Genomic DNA, 23,351 nt, shown 5'->3' with positions numbered 1-23,351 from the left:
AAAGTTGCTTGCGCGCTGCACAGTGATTGGCGCCTGTTACATCATAAGTGAGGGCGCTTGCAATGCAGGGCCAAATAGCTGATTCTAGGGCAAAGCATTTGTGCAAAGGAAAGCCTGTGCCGCAGTATTCATCGCTTACGCAGTTTCTTGCCGAAGGGGGCGTGGCCCTTGCGAAGGGGCCCGTGGCGTTGATCTTCGTAGAGGACGATGTAGAAGTTGGCACGACCCTGCGCCATCATTTCGATTGCGGCTTCAAAGATGTCGTGGCCTTTATGCCCGCGGCCTTCGATTTGCCTGAGGACGTGAGTGAAAAGGTGCACCGTGTACACTATGACATGGCGACGGACGGTGCGCTGGAGCGGGCGGTGAACGCGGTGATCAAGGCTGCGCCGGGTGTTTGGCTCTACTACTGTTATAACGGCGAATATTTGTTCTATCCGTTCTGCGAGACACGCAGCGTGGGTGAAATGATTGCCTTCAACGTCGAAGAGCGGCGCGATACGATCATGACCTTCGTGGTCGATCTATATGCAGATGATTTGGGGGCTTATCCTAATGCGGTCTCATTGGAGCGCGCACATATGGATCGTTCGGGCTACTATGCGCTGGCGCGAATGAAGCCGGGAACGCAGTGGCCTGAAGAGCGTCAGCTTGATTTCTTCGGTGGCTTGCGCTGGCGTTATGAGGAGCATGTTTCCGAAGCGAGCCGAAAGATCGATCGCGTGGCTTTGTTCAAAGCGGTGAGCGGGTTGGAGCTTCGCGCCAACCACACATTCAATATGCCTGAGTGCAACACCTATTCTTGTGAGTGGCATCACAATATTTCTGCGGCGATCATGTCGTTTCGTACCGCGAAAGCGCTTAAACGCAATCCCGGCTCGTCGTTTGATATTGAGACATTCCAATGGCACAATTCTGCGGCGTTTGAATGGCATTCGCGCCAATTGCTTGATCTTGGTTTGATCGAGCCGGGGCAATGGTTTTGATCCAGCCGATAAAGTTTTCTGCTGAAACTTTATCGGAGTGACTACGTGCGTGGTCAAATTCTTCGGAGAAGAATTTTTTGGGGGCCAGCCCCCGTCTTGGCCGAGCCAAGACTCCCCCGAGGTATTTTCCGACCCGAGAAGTGTCTAGAGATTGTCCTGTTGCGGCATGCCGAGGACGTGAAAGCCGCCATCGACCCGAAGAATTTCGCCTGTGGTGCACGCGCCCACATCGGATGCGAGGAATACGGCAGCGCCGCCAACAGCGTCCAGTGTTGCGTTCGAGCGCAAAGGTGCGTTTTGATCCGTATGTTTGTATGTTTTGCGTGCCCCGCCGATCGCCGCGCCCGCAAGGGTTTTCATCGGGCCCGGGCTGATCGCGTTGACGCGGATGCCCTCGGGGCCGAGATCGTTGGCAAGGTAGCGCACGGTTGATTCCAGTGCGGCCTTGGCGACGCCCATGACGTTGTAATTGGGCGTCACGCGGGTGGAGCCCATATAGGTAAGCGTCAGGATCGTACCGCCGTTTTCCACCATCATCGGATGTGCGCGGCGTGCGACCTCGATCAGGCTATAGGCGCTGATATCCATCGAGTTTTTAAAATTCTCGCGCGACGTGTTCAGGATTCGGCCTGTGAGCTCGTTCTTGTCCGAATAGGCGATGGCATGGACCACGAAATCGATTGTGTCCCAGCGCGCTCCGAGCTTCTCGAAGGCGGTGTCAAGCGAGGCATCCTCAGTGACGTCCACATCGACCATGAAATCCGAGCCGACAGAGGCGGCAAGTGGCTCGAGGCGTTTGCCGAATGCCTCGCCTTGATAGGTAAAGGCCAGTTCAGCGCCCGCCGCGGCCATTGATCTGGCAATGCCCCAAGCGATCGAGCGTTCATTCGCGACGCCCATAATGAGGCCGCGTTTTCCCTGCATGGAACCTGTCATATCAATTCACCCGTGAAATTTGCTAAGCAGCATGGAGCCGTTGGTGCCGCCAAAGCCGAAGGAGTTGGTCATCACTGTATCAAGGCCCGCATTGTCTACGCGCGTGGTTGCGATCTCGGCGGCATTCAGCGCGGGATCGAGTGTTTCGACGTTGATCGAGGGGATGATGAAATCATTCTCCAGAGCGAGCAGGCAATAGATCGCTTCCTGCGCACCGGTCGCGCCTTGGGAGTGGCCTGTCATTGACTTGGTCGAGCTAACGGGGGGCGTGGACCCTTCGCCAAAGACGCGGCGCACGGCTTCGATCTCGCCCACATCGCCAACAGGCGTCGAGGTGCCATGGGCGTTGATATAGTTGACCTTGCGGTCCTCGCTCAGCGTTTTCAGCGCCCCGCGCATCGCGCGTTCGCCGCCCTCGCCGGAGGGAGCAACCATGTCCGCGCCGTCCGATGTGGCCGAGAAACCAGTGACTTCCGCGTAGATTTTCGCGCCGCGCGCCTGAGCGCTTTCCAGTGCTTCGAGCACCAGAATACCGCCGCCGCCGCCGATCACAAAACCATCACGGTTCGCATCGAAGGCGCGCGAGGCTTTTTCTGGCGTGTCGTTATATTTGCTCGACATCGCGCCCATCGCATCGAACAGGCAGGACAGTGTCCAATCGAGTTCCTCACCGCCGCCGGCAAACATCGTGTCTTGTAGGCCAAGCGCGATTTGCTGTGCGGCCATGCCAATGCAGTGCAATGACGTGGAGCAAGCGGAGGTGATCGAGAAGTTCATGCCCTTGATTTGATAGGCCGTGGCAAGGTTCGCGCTGACTGTCGAGGACATTGTCTTGGGTACTGCAAAGGGCCCGATCCGTTTTGTCGCGCCAGTCTTGAGAACCACCTGATGAGCAGCGAGCATGGCAGAGGTGGAGGGACCACCAGACCCTGCAATCAAACCTGTCATCGGGTTGATGACCTCTTTTTCTGTCAGTCCAGCGTCTGCAATCGCCTGACCCATCGCGATATGTGCATAGGCTGCGCCGGGGCCCATAAAGCGCAAAGTGCGTTTTTCGACATGATCGGCAATGTTCAGCTTCACTTCACCTGCGATCTGCGAGCGAAATCCATGCTCTTTCATGTCTTCATTGGCAGTGATGCCGGATCGGCCAGCTTGCAGTGAGGCCAGAACCTCATTTGCATTGTTGCCGATGCTGGAGACAATTCCCAGACCTGTGACGACGACACGGCGCATGGCGCACTCCTTCTTAATAAACTTAAGTTGTGTGTATGCGAGAGGAGGGCTCGGGTGCAAGGGCAGAGGGTGGAAACCTAGTGTACGCGAAGTCCACAGGTTGCAATGCCTCGATAGGCTTAGGGAAACAACACAATCACTGCTCGCCGTTTAGGCATTGGGAAATTCTTCGGTATTATTGGCAGGTTTACGTGGCCCTGTTCATACATATTTAGACTGGCCGGTAACGAAACTGCTTTTGATCGTAGTAATTTCGATGCAAAGTACATGCCGAGTGTCGAAAAAATGAAAGTGCACATCAACTCCACGCTGTTGGGTGAAGTCACCGGTTGATATTTGCCGAGGTGGTGAATGTTCCAAAATATTGAAACGAGAAGGCGTTGGCATATCAAGGCTGGTGCCTTTTTAGTTCGCATGCGCCAAAGTGACGGTGCGTCGATCGCTTGCTCTTTTCTTGTGCGGCAAATTTCAAATCGCTACCCAAACGGGGACGAACAAACTTGAGAAGGATAGGGCCATGACGCTCCAGATTGATATCGCGCGCTACAAAAATCTTGCGCTTGAGGCACAGGATGACGGGGTTTGGATCGTTACCTTAAACCGTCCGTCCAAACGTAATGCTTTGGATATCGCGACCATCGAGGAGTTAGTGGATTTCTTTTCTGCCGCGCCGCGGGCTGGCGTCAGGGCGGTTGTTCTGGCTGGTTCCGGGGATCACTTCTGCGCCGGTCTCGATCTGGTCGAGCATCATGACGCCGACCGAAGCCCTGCCGATTTCATGCACGTTTGCCTGCGCTGGCACGAGGCCTTCAACAAGATGGAGTATGGCGGCGTGCCGATTATCGCGGCCTTGCAAGGCGCTGTTGTCGGCGGCGGTCTGGAACTTGCTAGCGCGGCGCATGTGCGCGTCATGGATCAATCGGCCTATTTCGCATTGCCAGAGGGGCAACGGGGGCTTTTCACGGGCGGCGGCGCGACAATCCGCGTCACGGACTTGGTGGGCAAGGCGCGGATGATCGACATGATGCTGACGGGGCGCGTATATCAGGGTGCGGAAGCTGTTGATGTGGGTCTGGCGCAGTATTCGGTTGAGGGCTCAAGTTTCGATCGCGCCTTGGAACTCGCGCGTAAAGCGGCCGAGAACCTGCCTCTTTCGAACTTCGCGATTTGCTCTGCGGTAAGTCACATGCAGAATATGTCCGCGATGGATGCGGCTTATGCCGAGGCGGTTGTGGCGGGCGTGGTAAACACGCAGCCCGATGCGCGCGCGCGCTTGGCGGCCTTCGCGGACAAGAGCGCGGCGCGGGTTCGACCGAATGAATAGAACGGGTTAATCGGTTGCCATTACAAACTCATAGTGGTCTGGCGGGCGTTCTCGATTGTTTCTAATGAAGGTTGCCCATGGCCATGAAAACCAAGCTGCACCCCCGTAACCAACATCGAGAAGGTTACGACTTCGTGCGATTAGTGGCGCAGTCTCCTGAGCTTGAAGCCTTCATAATCCGCAACCCTGCGGGTCGCTTTAGCATTGATTTCAAAGACCCGCAGGCGGTGCGCATGCTTAATGGCGCGCTGCTGAAGGCGTACTACGGTGTCGGTTTCTGGGATATTCCCGCCAATTATCTCTGTCCCCCGATCCCTGGTCGCGCCGATTACATCCATCATCTCGCGGACTTGCTGGCTGGCAGCAATATGGGTGAAATCCCGTGTGGCCACAGTATCAAAGCGTTGGACATCGGCACCGGTGCGAGTTTGGTATACCCTCTTATCGGGCAAAGCGAATATGGCTGGGATTTTACTGGCGTTGACACGGACGCAGGTGCGCTTAAATCGGCGCAGAAGATTTGCGAGCTCAATGGGCTGAACATCACCCTTCGGCAGCAAGCTGAGTGTGACAATATCTTTAAAGGCGTAATCGAACCCAAGGACAGATTCCACATCACCCTGTGCAACCCGCCGTTCCATGCGTCGATGGAGCAAGCGAGCAAAGGCACGCAGCGCAAGTGGAGCAATCTTGAGAAAGGATCATCGAAAGCGCTGAACTTCGGCGGTCAAAATGCTGAACTTTGGTGCCCGGGCGGCGAGATAAAGTTTATCGCGCGCATGATTGAACAGAGCGCGGAGTTCGCGGATCAATGCCTGTGGTTTAGTTCTTTGCTGTCGAAGAAGGATAACCTCGTGCCAATTGAGCGGATTTTGAAGAAGGCGAAGGTCGCTGATTTTGAGGTTGTCGAAATGGCACAGGGGCAGAAGACCAGCCGGTTTGTGGCTTGGACTTATGTTCGGAAAGATCGGCGGAGTTTGTTTTTTGGATAAAGTTGGGAAATAAGGAGGATTGCAGACGTCCAGTACGAAGCGTCTACAATCTATTGATTTTGGTATGGCACAATTCGGGGTCGGCAAGACTTGATGTCCAAATGTGCAATAACAACTGGATTTACGCAGCATGGTGAGCAAGGAAGGCGCTATCAAAGTTTACGATGATAGCGCGATCCGTGCGTGTTGATCTTGGCTCGAGCATACTTTTTCAAAAATTTCAGCTCAGTTGATTTCTCAAAAGGATAGCTGTGCGAGCGCACATCAACTCTCGCTCAAAGCCACCTTCATACCCGTCACCTCATAGATCACCTCGCCATCCGCCTCGACGATGCCATCGGCAACACCCATGGTGAGGCGGCGGGTCTGAATCGCCTTGGTGAAGTCGATCTTATAGGTAAGCATCTTGCGATCCGGGCGCACCATGCCTTTTAGTTTCACTTCGCCAACGCCAAGCGCATAACCGCGCCCTTGCCAGCCGCGCCAACCGAGGTTGAAGCCGGTAAGCTGCCACAAACCATCAAGACCAAGGCAACCGGGCATGATCGGGTTGCCTGGGAAGTGGCACTCGAAAAACCACAAATCAGGCGTGATATCGAACTCTGCGACAATGTGCCCTTTGCCATGCGCGCCGCCGTCTCCGGACACATCCGTAATGCGGTCCATCATCAACATCGGAGGAGCGGGCAATTGTGCGTTGCCCTCGCCAAATAACTCGCCTCTGGAACATTTGAGCAAGTCGTCTTTGTCAAAGCTGCTGGGGAAAGTGGACATGATGGCTCCTGCATCTAGCGTGTTTTCATAGTCCTAACATCGGCGCGCGCGCAGGCGCAAGCAAGCGGCGATTCAAACGACAGTGCAAGGGATGGGCATGAGGCAATTGAAAACGGTTCGCAAAAGCGCATATAAGGGTGGCAACGTAAGGATTCCGTATGAGCGACGCATTGATCATCTCCCAAGACCGCGCGGCCGAATGGCTTGCAGGGGCGGATTTGCGCCCGACGCGTCAGCGCCTGGCCCTGGCCGAGTTGCTGGTCGGTGACGGCAAGAATCGCCATGTGACGGCAGAAAGCCTGTTCGCGGCCTCCAAGGGGCATGGCGAGGGCGTATCGCTTGCGACCGTGTACAACACGCTGCGCGCATTTTGCGATGCGGGGCTGTTGCAGGAAGTCACGGTCGACGGCTCCAAGAGTTATTTCGACACGAACACCCATGATCACCCGCATTTCTTCTGGGAAGACGAGGGGCGCCTCAGCGATGCCCATGCGGACGATCTGGTTATCTCCGCGCTGCCCGATGCGCCCGAGGGGATGGAAATAGCCAAGGTCGATGTGGTGATCCGTTTGCGCAAGACCTCCGTTTAGATGCGCGCGATCGGCTACAGTGCTTTTGGTGCGGCGGCGGATGTTCTAGCGCTGCATGATATTGGGGTGCCAGAGCCTGCGGCGGGCGAAGTGCGCGTGAAGCTGGTCTACTCCGGCGTGAACCCTTCTGATGCCAAAGCGCGCTCCGGGACGCGCCCCGGTGTTCTTAGGCCGCCTTTTGACCTTGTTGTCCCCCATTCTGATGGCTCTGGCGTGATTGATGCGGTTGGCGCTGGTGTTGCGCCCGCACGCATTGGGGAGCGGGTCTGGATATGGAACGGCCAATGGCAGCGCGCCTTTGGCTCTGCGGCAGAGTCGATTTGTCTGCCAAGCGTGCAGGCGGTGGCCTTGCCTGACGGCGTATCGTTTGAAGCGGGCGCAGCACTTGGAATTCCGGGGCTGACAGCGGCGCATGCGGTGTTTGGTGGTGGTAATATTTCCGGCCAGACCTTGCTAATTTCCGGCGGCGCTGGCGCGGTTGGGCACAACGCTGTGCAACTGGCGAAATGGGGCGGCGCGACGGTAATTGCGACGGCTTCGCCGCGTGCGTTCGAGCGCGTGAAGGCGGCAGGTGCGGATCATGTGCTGGACTACCGCGCGGATGACTTGGCAGCGCAGATCATGGCGATCACCGAAGGCAAAGGTATTGACCGTGCGGTTGAGCCGGAATTCGGCGTTAACGCGGGTTTGCTAGCCGAAGTGATGCGCGCCAATGGCACAATTGCGGCCTATGGCTCACAGTTTGATATGAGCCCGACACTGCCCTTCGGTCCGTTCCTGTTCAAAGCGATCACCATCGATATCGTGCTGATTTATATACTTGATCCTGCCCCGCGCGCGGCGGCGATTGAAAAGCTGCACGCGGCCCTCAGTGCAGGTGCGCTGCACCCTGCGATACACGAGATTATGCCGCTTGAAGATGCCGCAAAAGCCCATGAGCGCGTGATGAGCGCGGGTCGCAACGGGGCGGTCCTGCTGGAAATCTAAAGCGCCGCCTCTTGCCCCCTTGAGGTCTGCGCGCCATGGTGACGCAAAATAGGGAGCTTCTTGTATGGCGATTAAAACATGTGTGTTCGATGCGTATGGCACGCTTTTCGACGTGGGTGCGGCTGCGCGCATCGCTGCGGGCGAGGATGGCCGCGAAGCGCTTGCGGCCAAGGCAGGCGAGTTGGCGGAATTCTGGCGTCAAAAACAGTTGCAATACACATGGCTGCGCGCGGTTTCGGGCAATCACACGGATTTTTGGACGGTTACTCAGGACGGTCTCGATTGGGCCTTGGAAAAGACGGGTCTCGGCGGTGATCTTGAACTGCGCGAGCGGCTCCTTGCGCTTTATTGGGAGCTGCGCGCTTATAAGGAAGTGCCGATGATGTTAGCCCAGCTGAAGGCGGCCGGACTGCAAACTGCAATTTTGTCGAACGGTGCGCCCGATATGCTTGATGGTGCTGTTGGATCGGCAGGAATCGAGATGTTTCTGGACGCGGTCCTCTCGGTCGAGGATGTGGGCGTGTTCAAACCGGATGGGCGGGTTTATCAAATGGTGCTCGATCGTTTTGCATGTGCCAAGGACGAAGTGCTTTTCGTCTCCTCGAACGGTTGGGACGCTGCTGCTGCCAGTGGATTCGGTTTCCAAACCGTATGGGTCAATCGCGCGGGCGAACCGATGGATCGTCTGTTCGCTGAGCCGCAGCATGTGTTGAGCGATCTCACTGAAATTCCCCAATTAGCAGGTAGCTGATGCCCCGTTTTGAAACCTCCGATGGTCTGTCGCTGTTCTATCAGGACGCGGGCACTGGCCTGCCGTTGCTGTGCCTGTCTGGCCTCACACGCGATAGTCGCGACTTTGAGTATGTGCTGCCCTATCTGAAAGGATGTCGCGTGATCCGACCGGATTATCGCGGGCGGGGGCAGTCGGATTGGGCGGAGGATTTCAGCACCTACAACATCATGCGCGAGGCGCAAGACGCGGTGGAATTGTTGGATCATCTGGGTCTCGAGAAGGCCGCGATCCTTGGTACATCGCGCGGCGGTTTGATCGCGATGGGCCTTGCCGCAACGCTGAAAGCGCGGCTGATCGGTGTGGCTTTGAACGATATCGGACCCGAGCTTGACCCCAAAGGGCTTGAGGTAATCATGGGCTACTTGGGCGTGAAACCGAAGGCCAGGACGCTGGAGGAAGCCGCAAGTGCGCGTGCCCACGTCATGCGCGATTTGTTCCCGAATGTGCCGCAAGCGCGCTGGATGGAAGAGGCCGCAAAATTCTTCGTGCAGACCGACGCGGGGTTGGATCTCACCTATGACCCCAAATTGCGCGACGCGGTGGAGGCGAGCAGCCACGCGGCAGTGCCGGACCTGTGGCCTTGGTTCGAAGCGCTAAGCGGTTTGCCATGCGCGATCATTCGTGGGGCCAATTCGGACCTGCTGACGCAAGACTGCTTTGACGAGATGCTCGAGCGCCTGCCGGATGCGAGCGGCGCAGTGATCCCCGATCGCGCCCATGTGCCGTTTCTGGATGAGCCCGAAGCGGTAGCGCTCTTGCAGGCTTGGATCGGAGAAATGCAATGAATATCGAGATGATCCGCGAGTCTTATAAGCGCGGCAAAGGCACCGTGCGGCGCACGCCGCTGCTGTCCTCGCCCTTCCTTGACGAGATCGCAGGACGGCGGGTGTTTCTGAAAGCGGAGTGTTTGCAGCACACCGGCAGCTTCAAGTTTCGCGGCGGTTGGTCGGCTTTGTCGGCGATGGAGCCTGAAAAGCGCGCCAAGGGCGTGATCGCCTTTTCCAGCGGCAATCATGCGCAGGGCGTGGCTTTGGCGGCGAAAATGCACGGCGCGTCGTCTGTCATTATCATGCCCAAAGATGCGCCGCGCGTGAAGATCGAGAACACGCGCGCGCTGGGCGCTGAGGTCGTGCTCTATGATCGCGAAACCGAAGATCGCGACGAGATTGGGGGGCGCCTGTCAGGGAAGCGCGGCCTGACCCTGATCAAGCCCTTCGATGATCCACAGGTGATCGCGGGGCAGGGCACATGCGGTTTGGAGATTGCCGAGCAAGCGCGCGAGCAAAGCATCGAGAACGCCGAGGTGATCGTGTGTTGTGGCGGCGGTGGTTTCACCTCTGGCATCGCACTTGCGCTTGAGGCGGAGCAGCCGAGTTTCAAAGTGCGCCCCGCAGAGCCGGAGGGTTTTGACGATGTTGCGCGTTCGCTGGTCTATGGCACGATCCAGCGCAACGCCTCAATGACAGGCTCGATCTGCGACGCGATCATCACGCCGCAACCGGGGGATTTGACTTTCCCGATCATGCAGCGGCTGTGCGGCGCTGGCATTGTCGTCAGTGACGCCGATTGCCTGCGCGCCATGGCTCTTGCGTTCGAGCGTTTGCGCGTGGTGATCGAGCCGGGCGGCGCGGTTGCGCTGGCATCGGCGCTTTTCCACGGTGCGCAACTCAAGTCTGATACAGTGATCGTCACCGCCTCTGGCGGCAATGTGGACCGGGCGGTTTTCGAGCGCGCTTTGGCAACCTTGGAGTAAGTGTAAATGTCACGGGCAACTATAGCCAGTTTCAACGTCAAGAATTTGATCGGGGCGGAGAGCGAATACTACAGGTTCCAGCAATACACGCAGGAAGAATATGCGTGGAAGGCGGCATGGCTCGCCGATCAGATCGTGACCATGGATGCGGATGTGATTGGTTTTCAAGAGATTTTCGAGGAAACGGCCCTGCGCGCGGTAATTGCTGAGGCCGATGACATGGGCGAGGAAAGCAATGAGGTGGCGGTGCCAGACCGCTCCAAACGCTATCGCAAGAAAGCGATTTTTCGAAAATTGAGTTATGCAGGCTATCGTGATGCTGCGCTGGCTTTTGCGCCTAATGTGAATGACGGTAGGGCGGGTAATCGCCGCCCAGGCGTGGCGATCCTGTCGCGCTTTGGCTTTGAAGGCACGCCAGAGACAATCCAAGAATTGCCTACGCCGCTGGACATACCATTTCAGGATATGGGCGGCGGCGATGGCGGGCACTACCGCATTTCGCGGCTCTCGCGCCCGATTTTGAAAGCGCGCGTTCCTATGGGCGGTGCGGTGGTGACGGTGTTCAACACGCATCTCAAGTCCAAGCTGGGCGAGTTTGTGAAACCGAACGGCGCTGAGTTTGCGCCTGAGGCCGATCTGGCGAATTACGATGCGGTTGGCCGTGCGCTGGGCGCGGCGCGCGCGGCGCTGCGGCGTATGGCAGAGGCGTGGGTGCTGCGTCGCGAGATTGTTGCAGAATTGAAGGCGGGCAATCCCGTGATCGTCATGGGCGATTTCAACGATAGCGAGAACGCGGTGAGCAGTGAAATCATCGCGGGCGAAAAGCCGTTCAAGAATTATTCATGGATGCTGCGCCACGATGCCAAGGCGTCGAATGACCGCTACTCCAAGGAAGAGAACGAGACCATTCAGGAGGCAATCGCTGCAATGCGTTTGCACTCGGCTGAAAAACTCTTCGTGCGCAAATCCCTGCGTGATATGGTGTACACATCGGCCTTTGGGGGTGTCTACGAAAGCATTGACCAGATTTATCTCTCGCGTCATTTCGTGCCCGAAGCGGGTGGCACTTTGGGTGAAATGGAATATTTCAGCGTGCTGAACGATCATTTGACGGATGGCAGCCACGCGGAGGCACCGTATAATAAACTCGCATCGGATCACGGTCAGATCATGGTGCATCTTGTACTGGGAGAGACGCGATGAACTGGTTCGATGCAGGCGATGCGCAGCTACATTGGCGCGAGGACGGCGACCCCGATGGCGCGCCAGTGGTGTTTTCCAACTCGCTTGGCACCGATTTACGGCTCTGGGATTTTGTGATTGAACTGCTGCCCAAAGAGGGCCTGCGCTATATTCGCTATGATACACGCGGGCATGGGCTTTCGTCTTGCCCCGATGCGCCTTTTGGCATGGGTGCTTTGGTGACGGATGTGGAGCGCCTGATGGAGTATGTGGGCGTATCCGACGCGGTGTTCGTGGGTCTCTCGATGGGCGGCTTGATCGCGCAGGGGCTTGCAGTGAAGCGGCTTGATCTGGTGCGCGGCATCGTGCTGTCCAACACAGGCGCGAAGATCGGTAATGCCGATATGTGGGGCGAGCGCATTGCGGCGGTCGAGGCTGGCGGGATCGAGGCGGTGGCGGACGCGACGATGGAGCGGTGGTTTTCCAAGGGTTTTCGTGCCACGCCTGAATTGCAGATGTGGCGTAACATGCTGACGCGGCAATCAGCCAAGGGCTATAACCTCAGCATGGCGGCGATTTCCGGCACCGATATGATTACCCCCACTTCTGGTTTGCGTCTGCCTGCGATGGGAATTGCAGGGTCTGAAGATGGATCGACCCCACCCGATATGGTGCGTGAATTGATGGGGCTTATCCCTGGGTCTGGCTATGAATTGGTCCGCAAGGCCGGGCATTTGCCCTGCGTGGAGCAGCCGGAGTTATACGCTAAACATCTGATACGGTTCATGGACAGCATCGGGCACGGCAGCGATGGCTGAGTTCCTTCTGATCCACGGCTCGTGCCACGGCGCATGGTGTTGGCGCGATGTGATCCCCGCGCTGGAAGGCTTGGGACATCGCGTGCGGGCGATTGATTTGCCGAGCCATGGGCGCGACAAAACCCCGATTGCGGATGTGACACTGGATTTGTACCGCGATGCGATTTTGGCGGCGATTGAGGAACCTGTGATTTTGGTCGGTCATTCCATGGCAGGTTTTCCGATTGCGGCAGCGGCAGAGGCTTCGCCTCAAAAGATTTCGCGGTTGGTCTATTTGTGCGCTTACGCGCCGATTTCGGGAATGTCGCTGGTGGATATGCGCAAGATGCAGGCGCGTCAGCCCTTGCTTGATGCGATTGAAATGAGTGCGGATCGGCTAAGCTGGCTGCCCGCCCTGTCCAAAGCGCGCGAGACGTTTTATCACGATTGCCCTGATGAGGCGGTGGCTTACGCAAACGCGCGCATCACTGCGCAAGCGAACCTGCCGCAGGTGACGCGATTGGCGCTGGGGGCGGCATATGAGAGCGTTGCCAAGTCCTATATTCGCTGCAGCGAGGATCGCACGATCCCGCCTGAATTCCAGAGCGAAATGGCCGCGCGCACGGCACCTTTGGACAGCTACGACATTGCAACGTCGCACTCGCCCTTCTTTGCGGACGCTGCGGGTTTGGCGCATTTGCTCGACAAGATCGCCGCGCCAAGTTAACAGGCGCGCCATGAGCGATAAAACACACGATACGAAACATCCCTCCGGTGCGCCCTGGCGCAATTTCTATGGCCGCTTCAAGGGCAAGACTTTGCGCGATAGCCAGCAGGTTTTTCTGGACGAGGATTTGGCAGCCCTCTCCCCGGGTGCGGTGGATTGGGAAAGCAACCCGAACCGCGACAAGCTGGATTTGCACGGCATGTTCGGTGGCAAGCCTTTGTGGCTTGAGATCGGTTTTGGCGGCGGTGAACATCTGGTGCATCAGGCCGCGTTGAACCCTGGTGTGGGGATCATCGGCGCGGAGCCCTACATCAATGGCGTTGCGATGCTTTTGGGGAAAATCCGCGAGGCGGGCGTGGGCAACCTGCGTGTGCATCCCGGCGATGCGCGGCACCTGTTTGATGTGCTGCCTGCAGGTTCGGTGGAGAAAGTGTTTTTGAACTACCCTGATCCCTGGCCTAAAAAGCGGCATCATCGCCGCCGCTTTGTAACGCAAGAACATTTGGAGCCCTTGGCCGAAGTGATGGCACCGGGGGCAGAGCTACGCGTGGCGACCGATATCGAGGATTATGTGCGTCAAACCTTGGAGCAAGTGCCGCGCGCGGGCTTTGCTTGGACAGCCGAGCAGGCTGCGGATTGGAAAGAGCCGTGGAGCGATTGGGTTTCGACGCGCTACGAGCAAAAAGCGCTACGCGAGGGGCGCGTGCCCCATTACCTGACGTTCATGCGCTTGGGTGGATGACGAAACGGGGGCCAGCCCCCGCCGCGGCAAGCCGCGACTCCCCCGGAGTTTATTTGGCAAGATGAAGGGGCGCGTGATGGACGGGGTAATTTGCTTGCGCTATCACCGTTTTTAACTTGGTTTTGAAGAAAGATTTGCGCATGTCCTCTCATGGCACTCCGGTTCCTATGTCCTCAACGCGCTGCGGCCCCCTGAAAGGGCGCGCAGATGTACCCGGAGATAAATCCATCTCGCATCGCTCGCTGATTTTGGGGGCGATGGCGGTTGGTGAAACGCGGATTACGGGCCTGCTGGAGGGCGAAGACGTTTTGGACACAGCCAAGGCGATGCGCGCGTTCGGGGCAGAAGTGACGGACCATGGCGGCGCAGAATGGTCGGTGCACGGCGTGGGGGTCGGCGGATTTGCCGAGCCTGATCAAGTGATAGATTGCGGCAATTCTGGTACTGGTGTGCGCCTGATCATGGGCGCGATGGCGACCACGCCGATCGCGGCGACATTTACAGGGGATGCGAGCCTGAATGGGCGACCTATGGCGCGCGTTACTGATCCTTTGGCGCTGTTTGGCGCTGTTGCTGTCGGGAGGACCGGTGGCCGTTTGCCGATGACCATCGTGGGCGCGAAAGAGCCTGTGCCGGTGCGCTACGTCACGCCCGTGCCCTCGGCGCAGGTGAAATCGGCGGTGCTACTGGCCGGGCTGAATGCGCCGGGTCAAACAGTGGTGATTGAGAAGGAAGCGACGCGCGATCACACGGAGCGGATGCTGCAAGGCTTTGGCGCTGAATTGAGCGTTGAGGATACGGATGAGGGCCGCGTTATTACGCTGACGGGGCAGCCCGAGCTGAGGCCGCAGGTGATTACCGTGCCGCGCGATCCCTCCTCGGCGGCGTTTCCTGTCTGTGCGGCGCTGATCACGGAAGGCTCGGACGTCTTGGTGCCCAACATCGGCCTTAATCCGACGCGCGCAGGGCTGTTCGAGACTCTGCGCGATATGGGTGCGGATCTGAGTTACGAGAACGAGCGCATTGAGGGCGGCGAGCCGATGGCGGATCTGCGCGCGCGCTATTCGCCCGATATGAAGGGCATCGAAGTGCCGCCAGAGCGCGCCGCGTCGATGATTGACGAATATCCTGTGCTGTCTGTTGTTGCGGCTAATGCCGTCGGGCCGACCGTGATGCGCGGTGTTAAAGAACTGCGTGTCAAGGAGAGCGATCGGATTGAAGCGATGGCTACGGGCTTGCGCGCCAACGGGGTCGAGGTTGAGGACGGCCCTGATTGGTGGATCGTGCAGGGGCGTGGCATGGGGCGCGTGCAGGGCGGTGCGGAATGTGCGAGCCATCTGGATCACCGGATCGCCATGTCGTTCCTCGTGCTCGGGATGAGCACGGTGCAGCCTGTGCATGTGGATGACGCTGGCCCGATTGCTACGTCTTTCCCGATTTTCGAGCCGCTGATGGCGCGACTGGGGGCACGTATTGAAAGAACTGCCACTGAATGAACATGCTCGAGCGCATCATATTGGCCTTGGCCATCGCGCTCTATGCGGGGCTGAACGCCGTGCAAATTATCTATTTCGGCCCGCCGTTCGGTGCCAGCGCTGCACCTGATCTTCGCTTGACTGGATACACGCCGCAAGAGGTGCACGCGTTTCTGGAGCACATTGCTGGCGACGGGCGCGCGGTCTTTTTCGGGCTGTTTCGCACGTTGGATACTGTATTCCCTCCGGTTCTTGCGGTTGCGCTGGTCATTGTTCTGAAACGGGTGCGCCCGGAATTCGGAAGGTCTATTATCGGTTTGTTTTCGCTTCTTGCGCTGGGTTATATGTTTGCGGATTTGGTTGAAAACAAATTCTTGAGCGATTTGGAAACATCGCAGGATTTCAGGCGCACGGCGTCGGTGGCCAGTATGATGACGACGGTGAAATACGGGCTGCTTGGATTTGTTTTCCTGTGCTTGAGTGTCGCAGCCGTTACGAAAAGAAGAATAAAATGAGCTTTACCATTGCAATTGACGGACCTGCGGCGGCGGGCAAGGGCACGCTATCCAAGGCGGTCGCGGCGCATTTCGGCTTTGCGCATCTGGACACGGGTCTATTGTATCGCGCAGTCGGAGCGAAAACCTTGTTGGGGGTCGAGCCGATCGAAGCGGCGCTGGCGCTGACGGCAGAGGATTTGAACGCGCAGGGCCTGCGCACGCAAGACGTGGCGCAAGCGGCGAGCCGTGTGGCAGTGATCGCGGAAGTGCGCGCAGCACTGGTGGATTTCCAGCGCGCTTTTGCGCAGCGCGCGGGCGGGGCTGTGCTTGACGGGCGCGACATTGGCACGGTGATTTGCCCCGACGCGGCGGTCAAGCTGTTCGTGACAGCCTCTGCGCAGGTGCGCGCGGAGCGGCGGTTTCTGGAGTTGTTGGCCAAGGGCGATCCGTGCACGCGCGAGGACGTGCTGGCGGATGTAAAAGCCCGCGATGCGCGCGACATGGAGCGTGTGGAAGCGCCGCTGAAACCTGCGGATGACGCGGTGCTGATTGATACATCGCAGATGAGCATCGAGGACGCAGCATTGCGCGCTATTGCGGTGGTCGAGGCGCGAAAGCCATAGAGTGCGCACAGGCGCACGCTTGAATATGCGCCGATCGCGCCCCATCTCATGCGTAACACAAGGAGCATGAGATGAGAGTATGGGCATTTATAGCGATGATATTTGCGGGGGCGGCAATGGCTGAACCTGTGCAAATGATTGAACGCTTCGACGCAGGGGCGAATGAGCGGTGGCGCTATATTGGCGACAATGTGATGGGCGGCGTGTCGAGCGGGACTGCTCAGGTGACGCCCGAGGGGATGCACCTGAGCGGCAGCGTGAGCACGGATAACAATGGCGGCTTCATTCAAGTGCGCCGTGATTTTCCAGATGGTCTGGCGGCGGACGCAAGCGCGTTGGTGCTGAAAGTGCGCGGCAACGGCGAGCGCTACACCGTGTTCTTGCGCACCCGCCAAGCGCTTTTGCCGTGGCACAATTATAAAGCGACGTTTGTTGCGGGGGCCGCGTGGTCCGAGGTGCGACTGGAGCTATCCGCGTTCGAGCGTTCTTCTCGCGTACTGCGACAGAAATTGGACCCGAGCGATGTAAAAAGCATCGGGCTGGCGGCCTATGGGGCGGATTATGAGGCGGATGTTTGGGTTGGAGAGGTGAGGGTTGAGTGAGGCACGCAAATGCGGCGGCTGAGGGCGATTGCCCTGCCGCTTTGGCATTTGCTGTTTCTAAAAGTGGCGGCCGCCATGAAGCGGATCGTTAGAAGGTCTCGGGGTGTTTTAATCCCCTTGCTCGCTCTGGGGCTGTTCACCCCGTCGTCTTGCGCAAGATGATCGGCGCTCGCGGTTAAGCGAGTCTGTGATCCTGTTTTCAGTGGTTAACCGAGGGGGAGTTTGGGGCGAGTTGGTTAAGGATTGGTGAGGGGTGCGTTCGGTGGGGGTGGCCAATTTGTCATTTGCGTTTAGTTTCATTTTAGGAATGCCCAAACGACCTATTGTAAGTTGGATGATGCGAAGTGATACTAACGCTTGAGTTGTGCCGATAAGCTGGAGATTTCGAGTGACTGCAGAAATTGCTATCGTAAATAGAACTGGTATCGCACTCGCTGCTGACAGCGCCTTGACTATTGGCGGCGATCGAGTTTGGAAAAACAGCAACAAGCTTTTTCATTTAGCGCCATGCGCGGACGTTGGAGTTATGGTTTTTGGCAATGGTAATCACTGCGGTTTGCCGTGGGAAGTCATAATCAAACAATATCGAAAATCTCTTGGACAATGCACTTTTGAAAACTTAACAGATTATTCCAAGCATTTTTTGAAATTCTTAGATGGCTTAAAGACACCTCATCCTATTCAGAGCGACCTAAATACCTACTCGATAATGATGAGTATCATTGATGACAGCGTTGAAGTACTTGAAAAAATCTCGGGTAAAACAGCAAAAAGAAAGAAATTTATCTCCGAAATGAATTCTATTGTTGAGGATGTTTCAGAAGCACCGGTTGTTTTTGAAGACTATTCGCGCGAAAATTTCAGCGCGCAACATAGTAAGCAGATACGAGGATTCTTGGAAGAGAAGCTTGAGATCTTGATTACTAAGCCAGTCTTGTCCGCAATGATTTCTGCTTGCTATGAAATTCTGAAAAGATCAATTCCATCTGGTTCGGAAACAGGTATCGTATTTGCTGGATTCGGTGAAAGTGAACTACTTCCTGTTGTTCAAGAAATCTGCGTGGATGGCACCTTAGACGGTAGTACACGTGCTTGGACAGTACGAATTAGAGATAGTAATCATGAGGACGCTGGCGGCGTGGTAATGCCCTTTGCACAGTCTGACATTGCCTACTTATTCATTGAGGGGCTTTTGCCGGAATATATCGATTTTGTTGCACAGACTCTCAAGGGAACTCTCGACCGGAAAAGCAAAGAGCTCGTTAAGGATTATGTGTCAGACTCGGATGAACGCACTGTAGAAGAAGCAAGGCAATTTAGGGCTAATGAAGCTATGACTAAAGAGTTTCTGGAGCAATTTGGAGCTTTTCGGCGCGAGGCTTTTGTTCAACCAATGATGCGCGTAGTAAGCTCTCTTCCCAAAGAAGAAATGGCAGCAGTTGCAGAAGCGCTTGTTGAAACGACGTCTTTGCGGCGGAAGATGGACTCTCGGTTGGAGACTGTTGGAGGGCCTGTGGATGTAGCAATCATCTCAAAATCTGACGGTTTCGTTTGGATCAAACGAAAACACTATTTTGATATTGATTTAAACCGTGACTTCGTGCAACGACGCGATGTACGCTACTCGGGGGAGGTATCAAATGACTCGTAGGATTGATATATCGCTTGATAAACAAGTGTCCGGCAAAACTAGGTTTATTCCTCAGGTGATGAAGCAAGCTGAACGTGAGGAAATGTCGGTCGAAAAATGGAGCGAAAAGGTTGTAGAAAGGATGTTTGCTTCCGCAACCGAAGAGCTCGAAAAAGCTGATTGAGCGTTCTAATTGTTTGGCCGAATAGCACATTCATGTGCCGGGCAATCGCCAGACCGCCCGACAGGGCTGGCGATTTGGTGGAGGGATGCGCCCCGTTCTGATCGAGCAAGGATTTGGCTGACATAAAGCGCTTAGAACGAAGTTTGGATCGCCTGCCCAGCGGTCTGGCGATTGCCCTGTTGCAGCCCACGTGCGTCAAAGCCAATCACACTTGCCACACACCCGATTCCCCTCTATACGCGCGAACGTTGAGACGGTGACGAACATCGCATACATATTGAGATGAGTAGGGTTGGAGCTTCCAGCCCTCTTTTTCTTGCGTTGCACTAGATCGACCAAACCGTAGTAAAAGACCGGCGGAGACAACCGCGCGGCCAGAAAACAACGTTAAAGGATAATGAACGCCACATGGCAAATCTAATGGACGAGTTTGAAGCACTCTTAACCGAAAGCTTCGAGATGGACACACCCGACGAGGGTACAGTTGTCAAAGGCAAGGTCATCGCAATCGAAGCGGGCCAAGCCATCATCGACGTAGGCTACAAGATGGAAGGCCGCGTTGATCTTAAAGAATTCGCAAACCCTGGTGAAGCTCCTGAAATCGCCGTCGGCGACGAAGTTGAAGTGTTCCTGCGCTCTGCAGAGAACTCGCGCGGCGAAGCGGTTATCTCTCGCGAGATGGCGCGCCGTGAGGAAGCCTGGGATCGCCTTGAGAAGGCATACGCAGACGAAGAGCGCGTTGAAGGCGCAATCTTTGGTCGCGTTAAAGGCGGCTTTACTGTTGATCTTGGCGGCGCGGTTGCGTTCTTGCCCGGCTCTCAGGTTGACGTGCGCCCTGTACGCGATGCGGGCCCGCTTATGGGTCTCAAGCAGCCGTTCCAGATTCTTAAAATGGACCGTCGCCGTGGCAACATCGTTGTGTCGCGCCGTGCAATCCTTGAAGAGTCCCGCGCAGAGCAGCGCGCAGAAGTCATCGGCAACCTTACAGAAGGTCAAGCGGTTGACGGCGTTGTCAAAAACATCACCGAGTACGGCGCATTTGTCGATCTTGGCGGCGTAGACGGCCTGCTTCACGTGACAGACATGGCATGGCGCCGTGTGAACCACCCCTCCGAGATTTTGACAATCGGCGAGACGGTCAAGGTTCAGGTCATCAAGATCAACAAAGAGACGCACCGCATCTCGCTTGGCATGAAGCAGTTGCAAGAAGATCCATGGGATCTGGTTGCTGGCAAGTACCCACTCGAGTCCACGCACACGGGCCGCGTCACCAACATCACTGATTACGGCGCATTCGTTGAGCTGGAGCCAGGTGTTGAAGGTCTCGTGCACGTTTCCGAAATGTCCTGGACAAAGAAGAACGTACACCCCGGCAAGATCGTGTCGACGTCTCAGGAAGTCGAAGTCATGGTTCTGGAAATCGATGGTGCCAAGCGCCGCGTTTCCCTTGGTCTCAAGCAGACACAGCGCAACCCATGGGAAGTCTTTGCAGAGCAGTTCCCAGAGGGCACTGAGGTTGAGGGCGAAGTTAAGAACATCACCGAATTCGGTTTGTTCATTGGCCTCGAGGGCGACATCGATGGCATGGTTCACCTCTCCGACTTGTCTTGGGACGAGCGCGGCGAAGAAGCCATTCAGAGCTACCACAAGAACGACATCGTTCAGGCGGTTGTGTCTGAAGTCGACGTTGAGAAAGAGCGTATCTCGCTCTCCGTTAAGGCGCTTGGCGGCGATAAGTTCGCTGAAGCGGTTGGCGGCGTAAAGCGTGGCTCTATCGTGACTGTCACAGTGACAGCCATCGAAGAGGGCGGCGTCGAGGTCGAGTATGAAGGCATGAAGAGCTTCATCCGCCGCTCCGATCTGTCCCGTGACCGTGCTGAGCAGCGTCCAGAGCGTTTCTCGATCGGCGACAAAGTTGATGTGCGCATCACCAACGTCGATGCGAAGACACGTCGTCTTGGCGTCTCCGTTAAAGCGCGCGAGATTGCAGAAGAGAAAGAAGCAGTACAGCAGTACGGCTCGTCCGACTCCGGTGCATCCTTGGGTGATATCCTTGGTGCAGCGCTTAAGTCTGACGACTAAGCACTGACGTTCTAGACATGAGAGGCCCCGCAAGAGCGATCTTGCGGGGCCTTTTTCGTTTGAAAGTGGATGATGGCTCAAAAGCGATCACTCAAACGCGCATACCGCTCGGCGTGCTCAGAGCCCCCTTTTACCGCCTCGGCGCGATCGTCGATGTAGCCTGACATGTCGCACGCGTTGTGGATATGCACGCAAAGCAGGGAGTCGGAGCAAGGCGTAGCGGCGATGTCGCGGTGCAAATCACAAAGGGCGGGCATCTTCATGGCTGCCACCCCTATCATTCTCGTCAGCATAGCTTAAGGGAGGGGAAGCCATAAGGAGAAAGAGCGATGGACGCGACCCAGAGCAGCATACCCGATCTCGTCGCCGCGGCGCGGGCGGAAGCGAAAATGTTCGAAGCGCGCATTTCAGGCGCGAGCGCTGCCGCAGACAGGCAAAGTGCGATCAAAGGCCTAGAAGCGGTTTCGGTCGACATTTTCACGGTCTTTGAGGCACGCATGCAGCATCATTTCAAACGCGGTCCGTTCTCGCGCAAATTGAAGGGGCTGCTTGTGGAAGCGGGGCAGGGCGATCTGGCGGATCGCGTGCATGGCTACTACCTTGCGATCAATGTGCTGAAACACGGCAAGGGGGCAAGCTATCGAGAATTGCTTAAATTCCCGAGCGCGCTGTTGACGCTGAACGCGCCCAGCGAGGAAGAAGAGCAGAGCGCTCAAGCGGGACTGATCGACGTTGCCGCCGACGGGTTCTTCGAGGGACTGAGCACGACCATTCTGGATGCCTACCACTTTTTGGAAAACAGATAAAACGCGCGAAGTGTTAGCGCTTTGATTTCAAGCCGAAATTGGTGCGTGCAAGGAGCCGCGGTGAAGTGCTGCGAATCGCTGGTGTGTGTAGAAAATTGGTTGAATGTGGTTCTGCCACTACCTCAAACCTAAGGAAAGCAGGGGTGATAGCGGTGAATATCCAGCGAGAATCCACAGATTTGCCCCAATCGCACTGTTCAGGCTTTTCCCACGCTGGAAAGTCCATATAGTCTATAACCAAGGACTCGCTGCCACGCGACGACACATATCAAGAAGAATACTGGGGGGGCCTTGCGCCATGATCCGATCCGAACTGATCCAAAAGCTGGCGGATGAAAATCCGCATCTTTATCAACGCGATGTCGAGCGTATCGTGAACACCGTTTTCGAGGAAATCACCGATGCCATGTCGCGCGGTGATCGTGTGGAGCTTCGCGGCTTCGGGGCCTTCTCGGTCAAAAAGCGTGACGCGCGGATCGGGCGCAACCCGCGCACAGGCGAATCCGTGCCTGTGGACGAGAAACATGTACCCTTCTTCAAGACCGGAAAACTGCTGCGTGACCGGCTGAACGGAAAGTAACCAATGCGCTATATCAAGTATGCCCTGCTCGCCGCGATCGCGGTGGTTCTCATTGCCGTGTCTTTGGCCAATCGCAAGTTGGTCACGCTTGAATTGCTGCCGGGCGATCTTGCGTCGCTTCTGGGTTTGAACCACTCGATCAGCCTGCCTTTGTTTGTTGTGATTTTTGGCGGCGTAGGCGTGGGCCTGCTCATTGGCTTTCTTTGGGAGTGGATACGTGAATACAAGCAACGTGCCGAGGCGGCAGCGCAGGCGCGCGAGATGGATCGCATGCGCCGTGAGATCAAGCGCCTGAAGGGCGCGCAGAACGCGGGCAAAGACGACGTGCTCGCGCTTCTGGATGAAGCCAGCTAAGCGGGCGTGCCTGTTTTGATCGCACCGGGTAGCGGGTTAGCGCCGCGCACTGGCATTTCGGTGAAGATTTGTGGCCTGAGCACACCCGCCGATGTGCATGCTGCGGCCTCTGGCGGGGCAAGCTATGTGGGTTTCGTCTTTTTCGCCAAATCCCCGCGCAATGTCAGCATAGATACTGCACGCGAACTGGCGCTGGACGTGCCTTTGGGCGTCGCCAAGGTCGCGTTGGTGGTAAACGCAAGCGATGAAGAGCTGGATGCGATCACTGCGGCGGTGCCTTTGGATATTCTGCAACTTCACGGCAGCGAAACGCCTGCACGAGTGGCCGAGGTCAAGGCGCGCTATGGTCTGCCTGTGATGAAAGCGGTGGGCGTCGCGGACGCGGATGATCTGCCTGCGCTTGAGAGCTACGCGGCTGTTGCAGATCAGCTGTTGATTGATGCTAAACCGCCCAAAGGGGCCGAGTTGCCGGGTGGCAACGGGCTGGCCTTTGATTGGCGTCTGATTGCAGGGCGCGATTTTGGCGTGCCTTGGATGCTTGCCGGTGGGTTGACCCCCGATAACGTTGCCCGAGCGGTGCTCATGACGGGCGCGCGGCAGGTCGATGTCAGTTCGGGTGTGGAAAGCGCGCCGGGCGTCAAGGATACAGCGTTGATCCATGCCTTCGTACGCGGTGCACAGGAGTGAGCGGCGCGCGCG

Annotated in this window: 27 protein-coding genes; 23 read left to right on the top strand and 4 right to left on the bottom strand. The window is 56.9% G+C overall.

All coding sequences use genetic code 11. The annotated features are described in order from the left end of the window. Positions 1–62: 62 nt before the first annotated feature. Positions 63–986: a hypothetical protein gene (locus B9P63_RS10145; RefSeq protein WP_425439744.1), complete on the top strand. Its 924-nt coding sequence runs from the start codon at positions 63–65 to the stop codon at positions 984–986. Positions 987–1,130: 144 nt separating this feature from the next. Here B9P63_RS10145 and B9P63_RS10140 read toward each other — a convergent pair whose 3' ends face one another. Further along, positions 1,131–1,922: an enoyl-ACP reductase FabI gene (locus tag B9P63_RS10140; RefSeq protein ID WP_085308464.1), complete on the bottom strand. Its 792-nt coding sequence runs from the start codon at positions 1,920–1,922 to the stop codon at positions 1,131–1,133. A 6-nt stretch (positions 1,923–1,928) separates the two neighbouring features. Beyond that, positions 1,929–3,158 carry a beta-ketoacyl synthase N-terminal-like domain-containing protein gene (locus tag B9P63_RS10135; protein WP_085308463.1) on the bottom strand — a complete coding sequence of 410 codons (1,230 nt, stop codon included), beginning with the start codon at positions 3,156–3,158 and terminating at the stop codon, positions 1,929–1,931. A 517-nt stretch (positions 3,159–3,675) separates the two neighbouring features. Between B9P63_RS10135 and dmdD the strand changes: the two genes are divergently transcribed. Both dmdD and rlmF read left to right on the top strand, forming a co-directional pair. Further along, positions 3,676–4,482 carry a methylthioacryloyl-CoA hydratase gene (dmdD, locus tag B9P63_RS10130; RefSeq protein ID WP_085308462.1) on the top strand — a complete coding sequence of 269 codons (807 nt, stop codon included), beginning with the start codon at positions 3,676–3,678 and terminating at the stop codon, positions 4,480–4,482. 77 nt (positions 4,483–4,559) lie between these two features. Then, positions 4,560–5,474, top strand: coding sequence for a 23S rRNA (adenine(1618)-N(6))-methyltransferase RlmF (gene rlmF, locus B9P63_RS10125; protein ID WP_085308461.1), 915 nt, complete (start codon positions 4,560–4,562; stop codon positions 5,472–5,474). A 264-nt stretch (positions 5,475–5,738) separates the two neighbouring features. Here rlmF and fabA read toward each other — a convergent pair whose 3' ends face one another. After that, positions 5,739–6,248 (bottom strand): bifunctional 3-hydroxydecanoyl-ACP dehydratase/trans-2-decenoyl-ACP isomerase, encoded by a 510-nt coding sequence (gene fabA, locus B9P63_RS10120; protein ID WP_085308460.1) that lies wholly within the window; start codon positions 6,246–6,248, stop codon positions 5,739–5,741. A gap of 158 nt (positions 6,249–6,406) precedes the next feature. On the opposite strand from fabA, the gene irrA reads away from it, so the two are divergent. From irrA to rpsA, 16 genes are all read left to right on the top strand, one after another. Beyond that, positions 6,407–6,838: an iron response transcriptional regulator IrrA gene (gene irrA / locus B9P63_RS10115; protein WP_085308459.1), complete on the top strand. Its 432-nt coding sequence runs from the start codon at positions 6,407–6,409 to the stop codon at positions 6,836–6,838. Next, on the top strand, positions 6,839–7,825 hold the full coding sequence (locus B9P63_RS10110; RefSeq protein ID WP_085308458.1) for an NADPH:quinone reductase: 987 nt from the start codon (positions 6,839–6,841) through the stop codon (positions 7,823–7,825). A gap of 64 nt (positions 7,826–7,889) precedes the next feature. Beyond that, the gene (locus B9P63_RS10105; protein WP_085308457.1) at positions 7,890–8,576 is read left to right on the top strand and encodes a haloacid dehalogenase type II; all 687 of its coding nucleotides are present in this window, start codon (positions 7,890–7,892) and stop codon (positions 8,574–8,576) included. Beyond that, on the top strand, positions 8,576–9,403 hold the full coding sequence (locus B9P63_RS10100) for an alpha/beta fold hydrolase (RefSeq protein ID WP_085308456.1): 828 nt from the start codon (positions 8,576–8,578) through the stop codon (positions 9,401–9,403). Before B9P63_RS10105 ends, B9P63_RS10100 begins: the two co-directional genes overlap by 1 nt. Next, positions 9,400–10,371, top strand: coding sequence for a threonine ammonia-lyase (locus B9P63_RS10095; protein WP_085308455.1), 972 nt, complete (start codon positions 9,400–9,402; stop codon positions 10,369–10,371). Before B9P63_RS10100 ends, B9P63_RS10095 begins: the two co-directional genes overlap by 4 nt. Before the next feature lie 6 nt (positions 10,372–10,377). Further along, on the top strand, positions 10,378–11,574 hold the full coding sequence (locus B9P63_RS10090; RefSeq protein WP_085308454.1) for an endonuclease/exonuclease/phosphatase family protein: 1,197 nt from the start codon (positions 10,378–10,380) through the stop codon (positions 11,572–11,574). Continuing rightward, positions 11,571–12,371: a 3-oxoadipate enol-lactonase gene (gene pcaD / locus B9P63_RS10085; protein WP_085308453.1), complete on the top strand. Its 801-nt coding sequence runs from the start codon at positions 11,571–11,573 to the stop codon at positions 12,369–12,371. The genes B9P63_RS10090 and pcaD overlap by 4 nt, the downstream gene beginning before the upstream one ends. After that, positions 12,364–13,077: an alpha/beta fold hydrolase gene (locus tag B9P63_RS10080; RefSeq protein ID WP_085308452.1), complete on the top strand. Its 714-nt coding sequence runs from the start codon at positions 12,364–12,366 to the stop codon at positions 13,075–13,077. Before pcaD ends, B9P63_RS10080 begins: the two co-directional genes overlap by 8 nt. A 10-nt stretch (positions 13,078–13,087) precedes the next feature. Next, positions 13,088–13,819, top strand: a complete 732-nt coding sequence (gene trmB / locus B9P63_RS10075) for a tRNA (guanosine(46)-N7)-methyltransferase TrmB (protein ID WP_085308451.1) — start codon at positions 13,088–13,090, stop codon at positions 13,817–13,819. Between the two features lie 140 nt (positions 13,820–13,959). Continuing rightward, the gene (aroA, locus tag B9P63_RS10070; RefSeq protein ID WP_085308479.1) at positions 13,960–15,315 is read left to right on the top strand and encodes a 3-phosphoshikimate 1-carboxyvinyltransferase; all 1,356 of its coding nucleotides are present in this window, start codon (positions 13,960–13,962) and stop codon (positions 15,313–15,315) included. Next, entirely contained in the window at positions 15,312–15,809 is a 498-nt protein-coding gene (locus B9P63_RS10065) for a hypothetical protein (RefSeq protein WP_085308450.1), read from the top strand. Before aroA ends, B9P63_RS10065 begins: the two co-directional genes overlap by 4 nt. Then, a complete protein-coding gene (locus B9P63_RS10060) occupies positions 15,806–16,414 on the top strand; it encodes a (d)CMP kinase (protein ID WP_085308449.1) in 609 nt (202 codons plus the stop codon). The genes B9P63_RS10065 and B9P63_RS10060 overlap by 4 nt, the downstream gene beginning before the upstream one ends. A 71-nt stretch (positions 16,415–16,485) precedes the next feature. Then, a complete protein-coding gene (locus B9P63_RS10055) occupies positions 16,486–17,016 on the top strand; it encodes a CIA30 family protein (RefSeq protein WP_085308448.1) in 531 nt (176 codons plus the stop codon). 388 nt (positions 17,017–17,404) lie between these two features. Then, positions 17,405–18,667 (top strand): hypothetical protein, encoded by a 1,263-nt coding sequence (locus B9P63_RS10050; protein ID WP_085308447.1) that lies wholly within the window; start codon positions 17,405–17,407, stop codon positions 18,665–18,667. Then, complete coding sequence (locus B9P63_RS19205; protein ID WP_176219138.1) at positions 18,657–18,830, top strand: hypothetical protein; 174 nt, start codon at positions 18,657–18,659, stop codon at positions 18,828–18,830. The genes B9P63_RS10050 and B9P63_RS19205 overlap by 11 nt, the downstream gene beginning before the upstream one ends. 330 nt (positions 18,831–19,160) lie before the next feature. Next, the gene (rpsA, locus tag B9P63_RS10045) at positions 19,161–20,912 is read left to right on the top strand and encodes a 30S ribosomal protein S1 (RefSeq protein WP_281252329.1); all 1,752 of its coding nucleotides are present in this window, start codon (positions 19,161–19,163) and stop codon (positions 20,910–20,912) included. 77 nt (positions 20,913–20,989) lie between these two features. On the opposite strand, the gene B9P63_RS10040 is transcribed toward rpsA, so the two are convergent. Next, entirely contained in the window at positions 20,990–21,175 is a 186-nt protein-coding gene (locus B9P63_RS10040; RefSeq protein ID WP_139816239.1) for a hypothetical protein, read from the bottom strand. 66 nt (positions 21,176–21,241) lie between these two features. On the opposite strand from B9P63_RS10040, the gene B9P63_RS10035 reads away from it, so the two are divergent. The 4 genes from B9P63_RS10035 to B9P63_RS10020 all read left to right on the top strand — a co-directional run bounded on the left by B9P63_RS10035 (position 21,242) and on the right by B9P63_RS10020 (position 23,339). After that, positions 21,242–21,718, top strand: coding sequence for a hypothetical protein (locus tag B9P63_RS10035; RefSeq protein ID WP_085308444.1), 477 nt, complete (start codon positions 21,242–21,244; stop codon positions 21,716–21,718). 298 nt (positions 21,719–22,016) lie between these two features. Then, entirely contained in the window at positions 22,017–22,298 is a 282-nt protein-coding gene (gene ihfB / locus B9P63_RS10030; protein WP_085308443.1) for an integration host factor subunit beta, read from the top strand. A gap of 3 nt (positions 22,299–22,301) precedes the next feature. Next, positions 22,302–22,652 carry a lipopolysaccharide assembly protein LapA domain-containing protein gene (locus B9P63_RS10025; RefSeq protein WP_085308442.1) on the top strand — a complete coding sequence of 117 codons (351 nt, stop codon included), beginning with the start codon at positions 22,302–22,304 and terminating at the stop codon, positions 22,650–22,652. Between the two features lie 6 nt (positions 22,653–22,658). Further along, positions 22,659–23,339 carry a phosphoribosylanthranilate isomerase gene (locus B9P63_RS10020; protein ID WP_245830620.1) on the top strand — a complete coding sequence of 227 codons (681 nt, stop codon included), beginning with the start codon at positions 22,659–22,661 and terminating at the stop codon, positions 23,337–23,339. Positions 23,340–23,351 lie beyond the last annotated feature (12 nt).

Origin of the sequence: Planktotalea arctica (genome assembly GCF_002105285.1) — a bacterium.
Taxonomy (GTDB): Bacteria; Pseudomonadota; Alphaproteobacteria; order Rhodobacterales; family Rhodobacteraceae; genus Planktotalea; species Planktotalea arctica.
The sequence above is the reverse complement of the archived record's forward strand: the minus strand, read 5'-3'. Positions and strand labels throughout refer to the sequence as shown.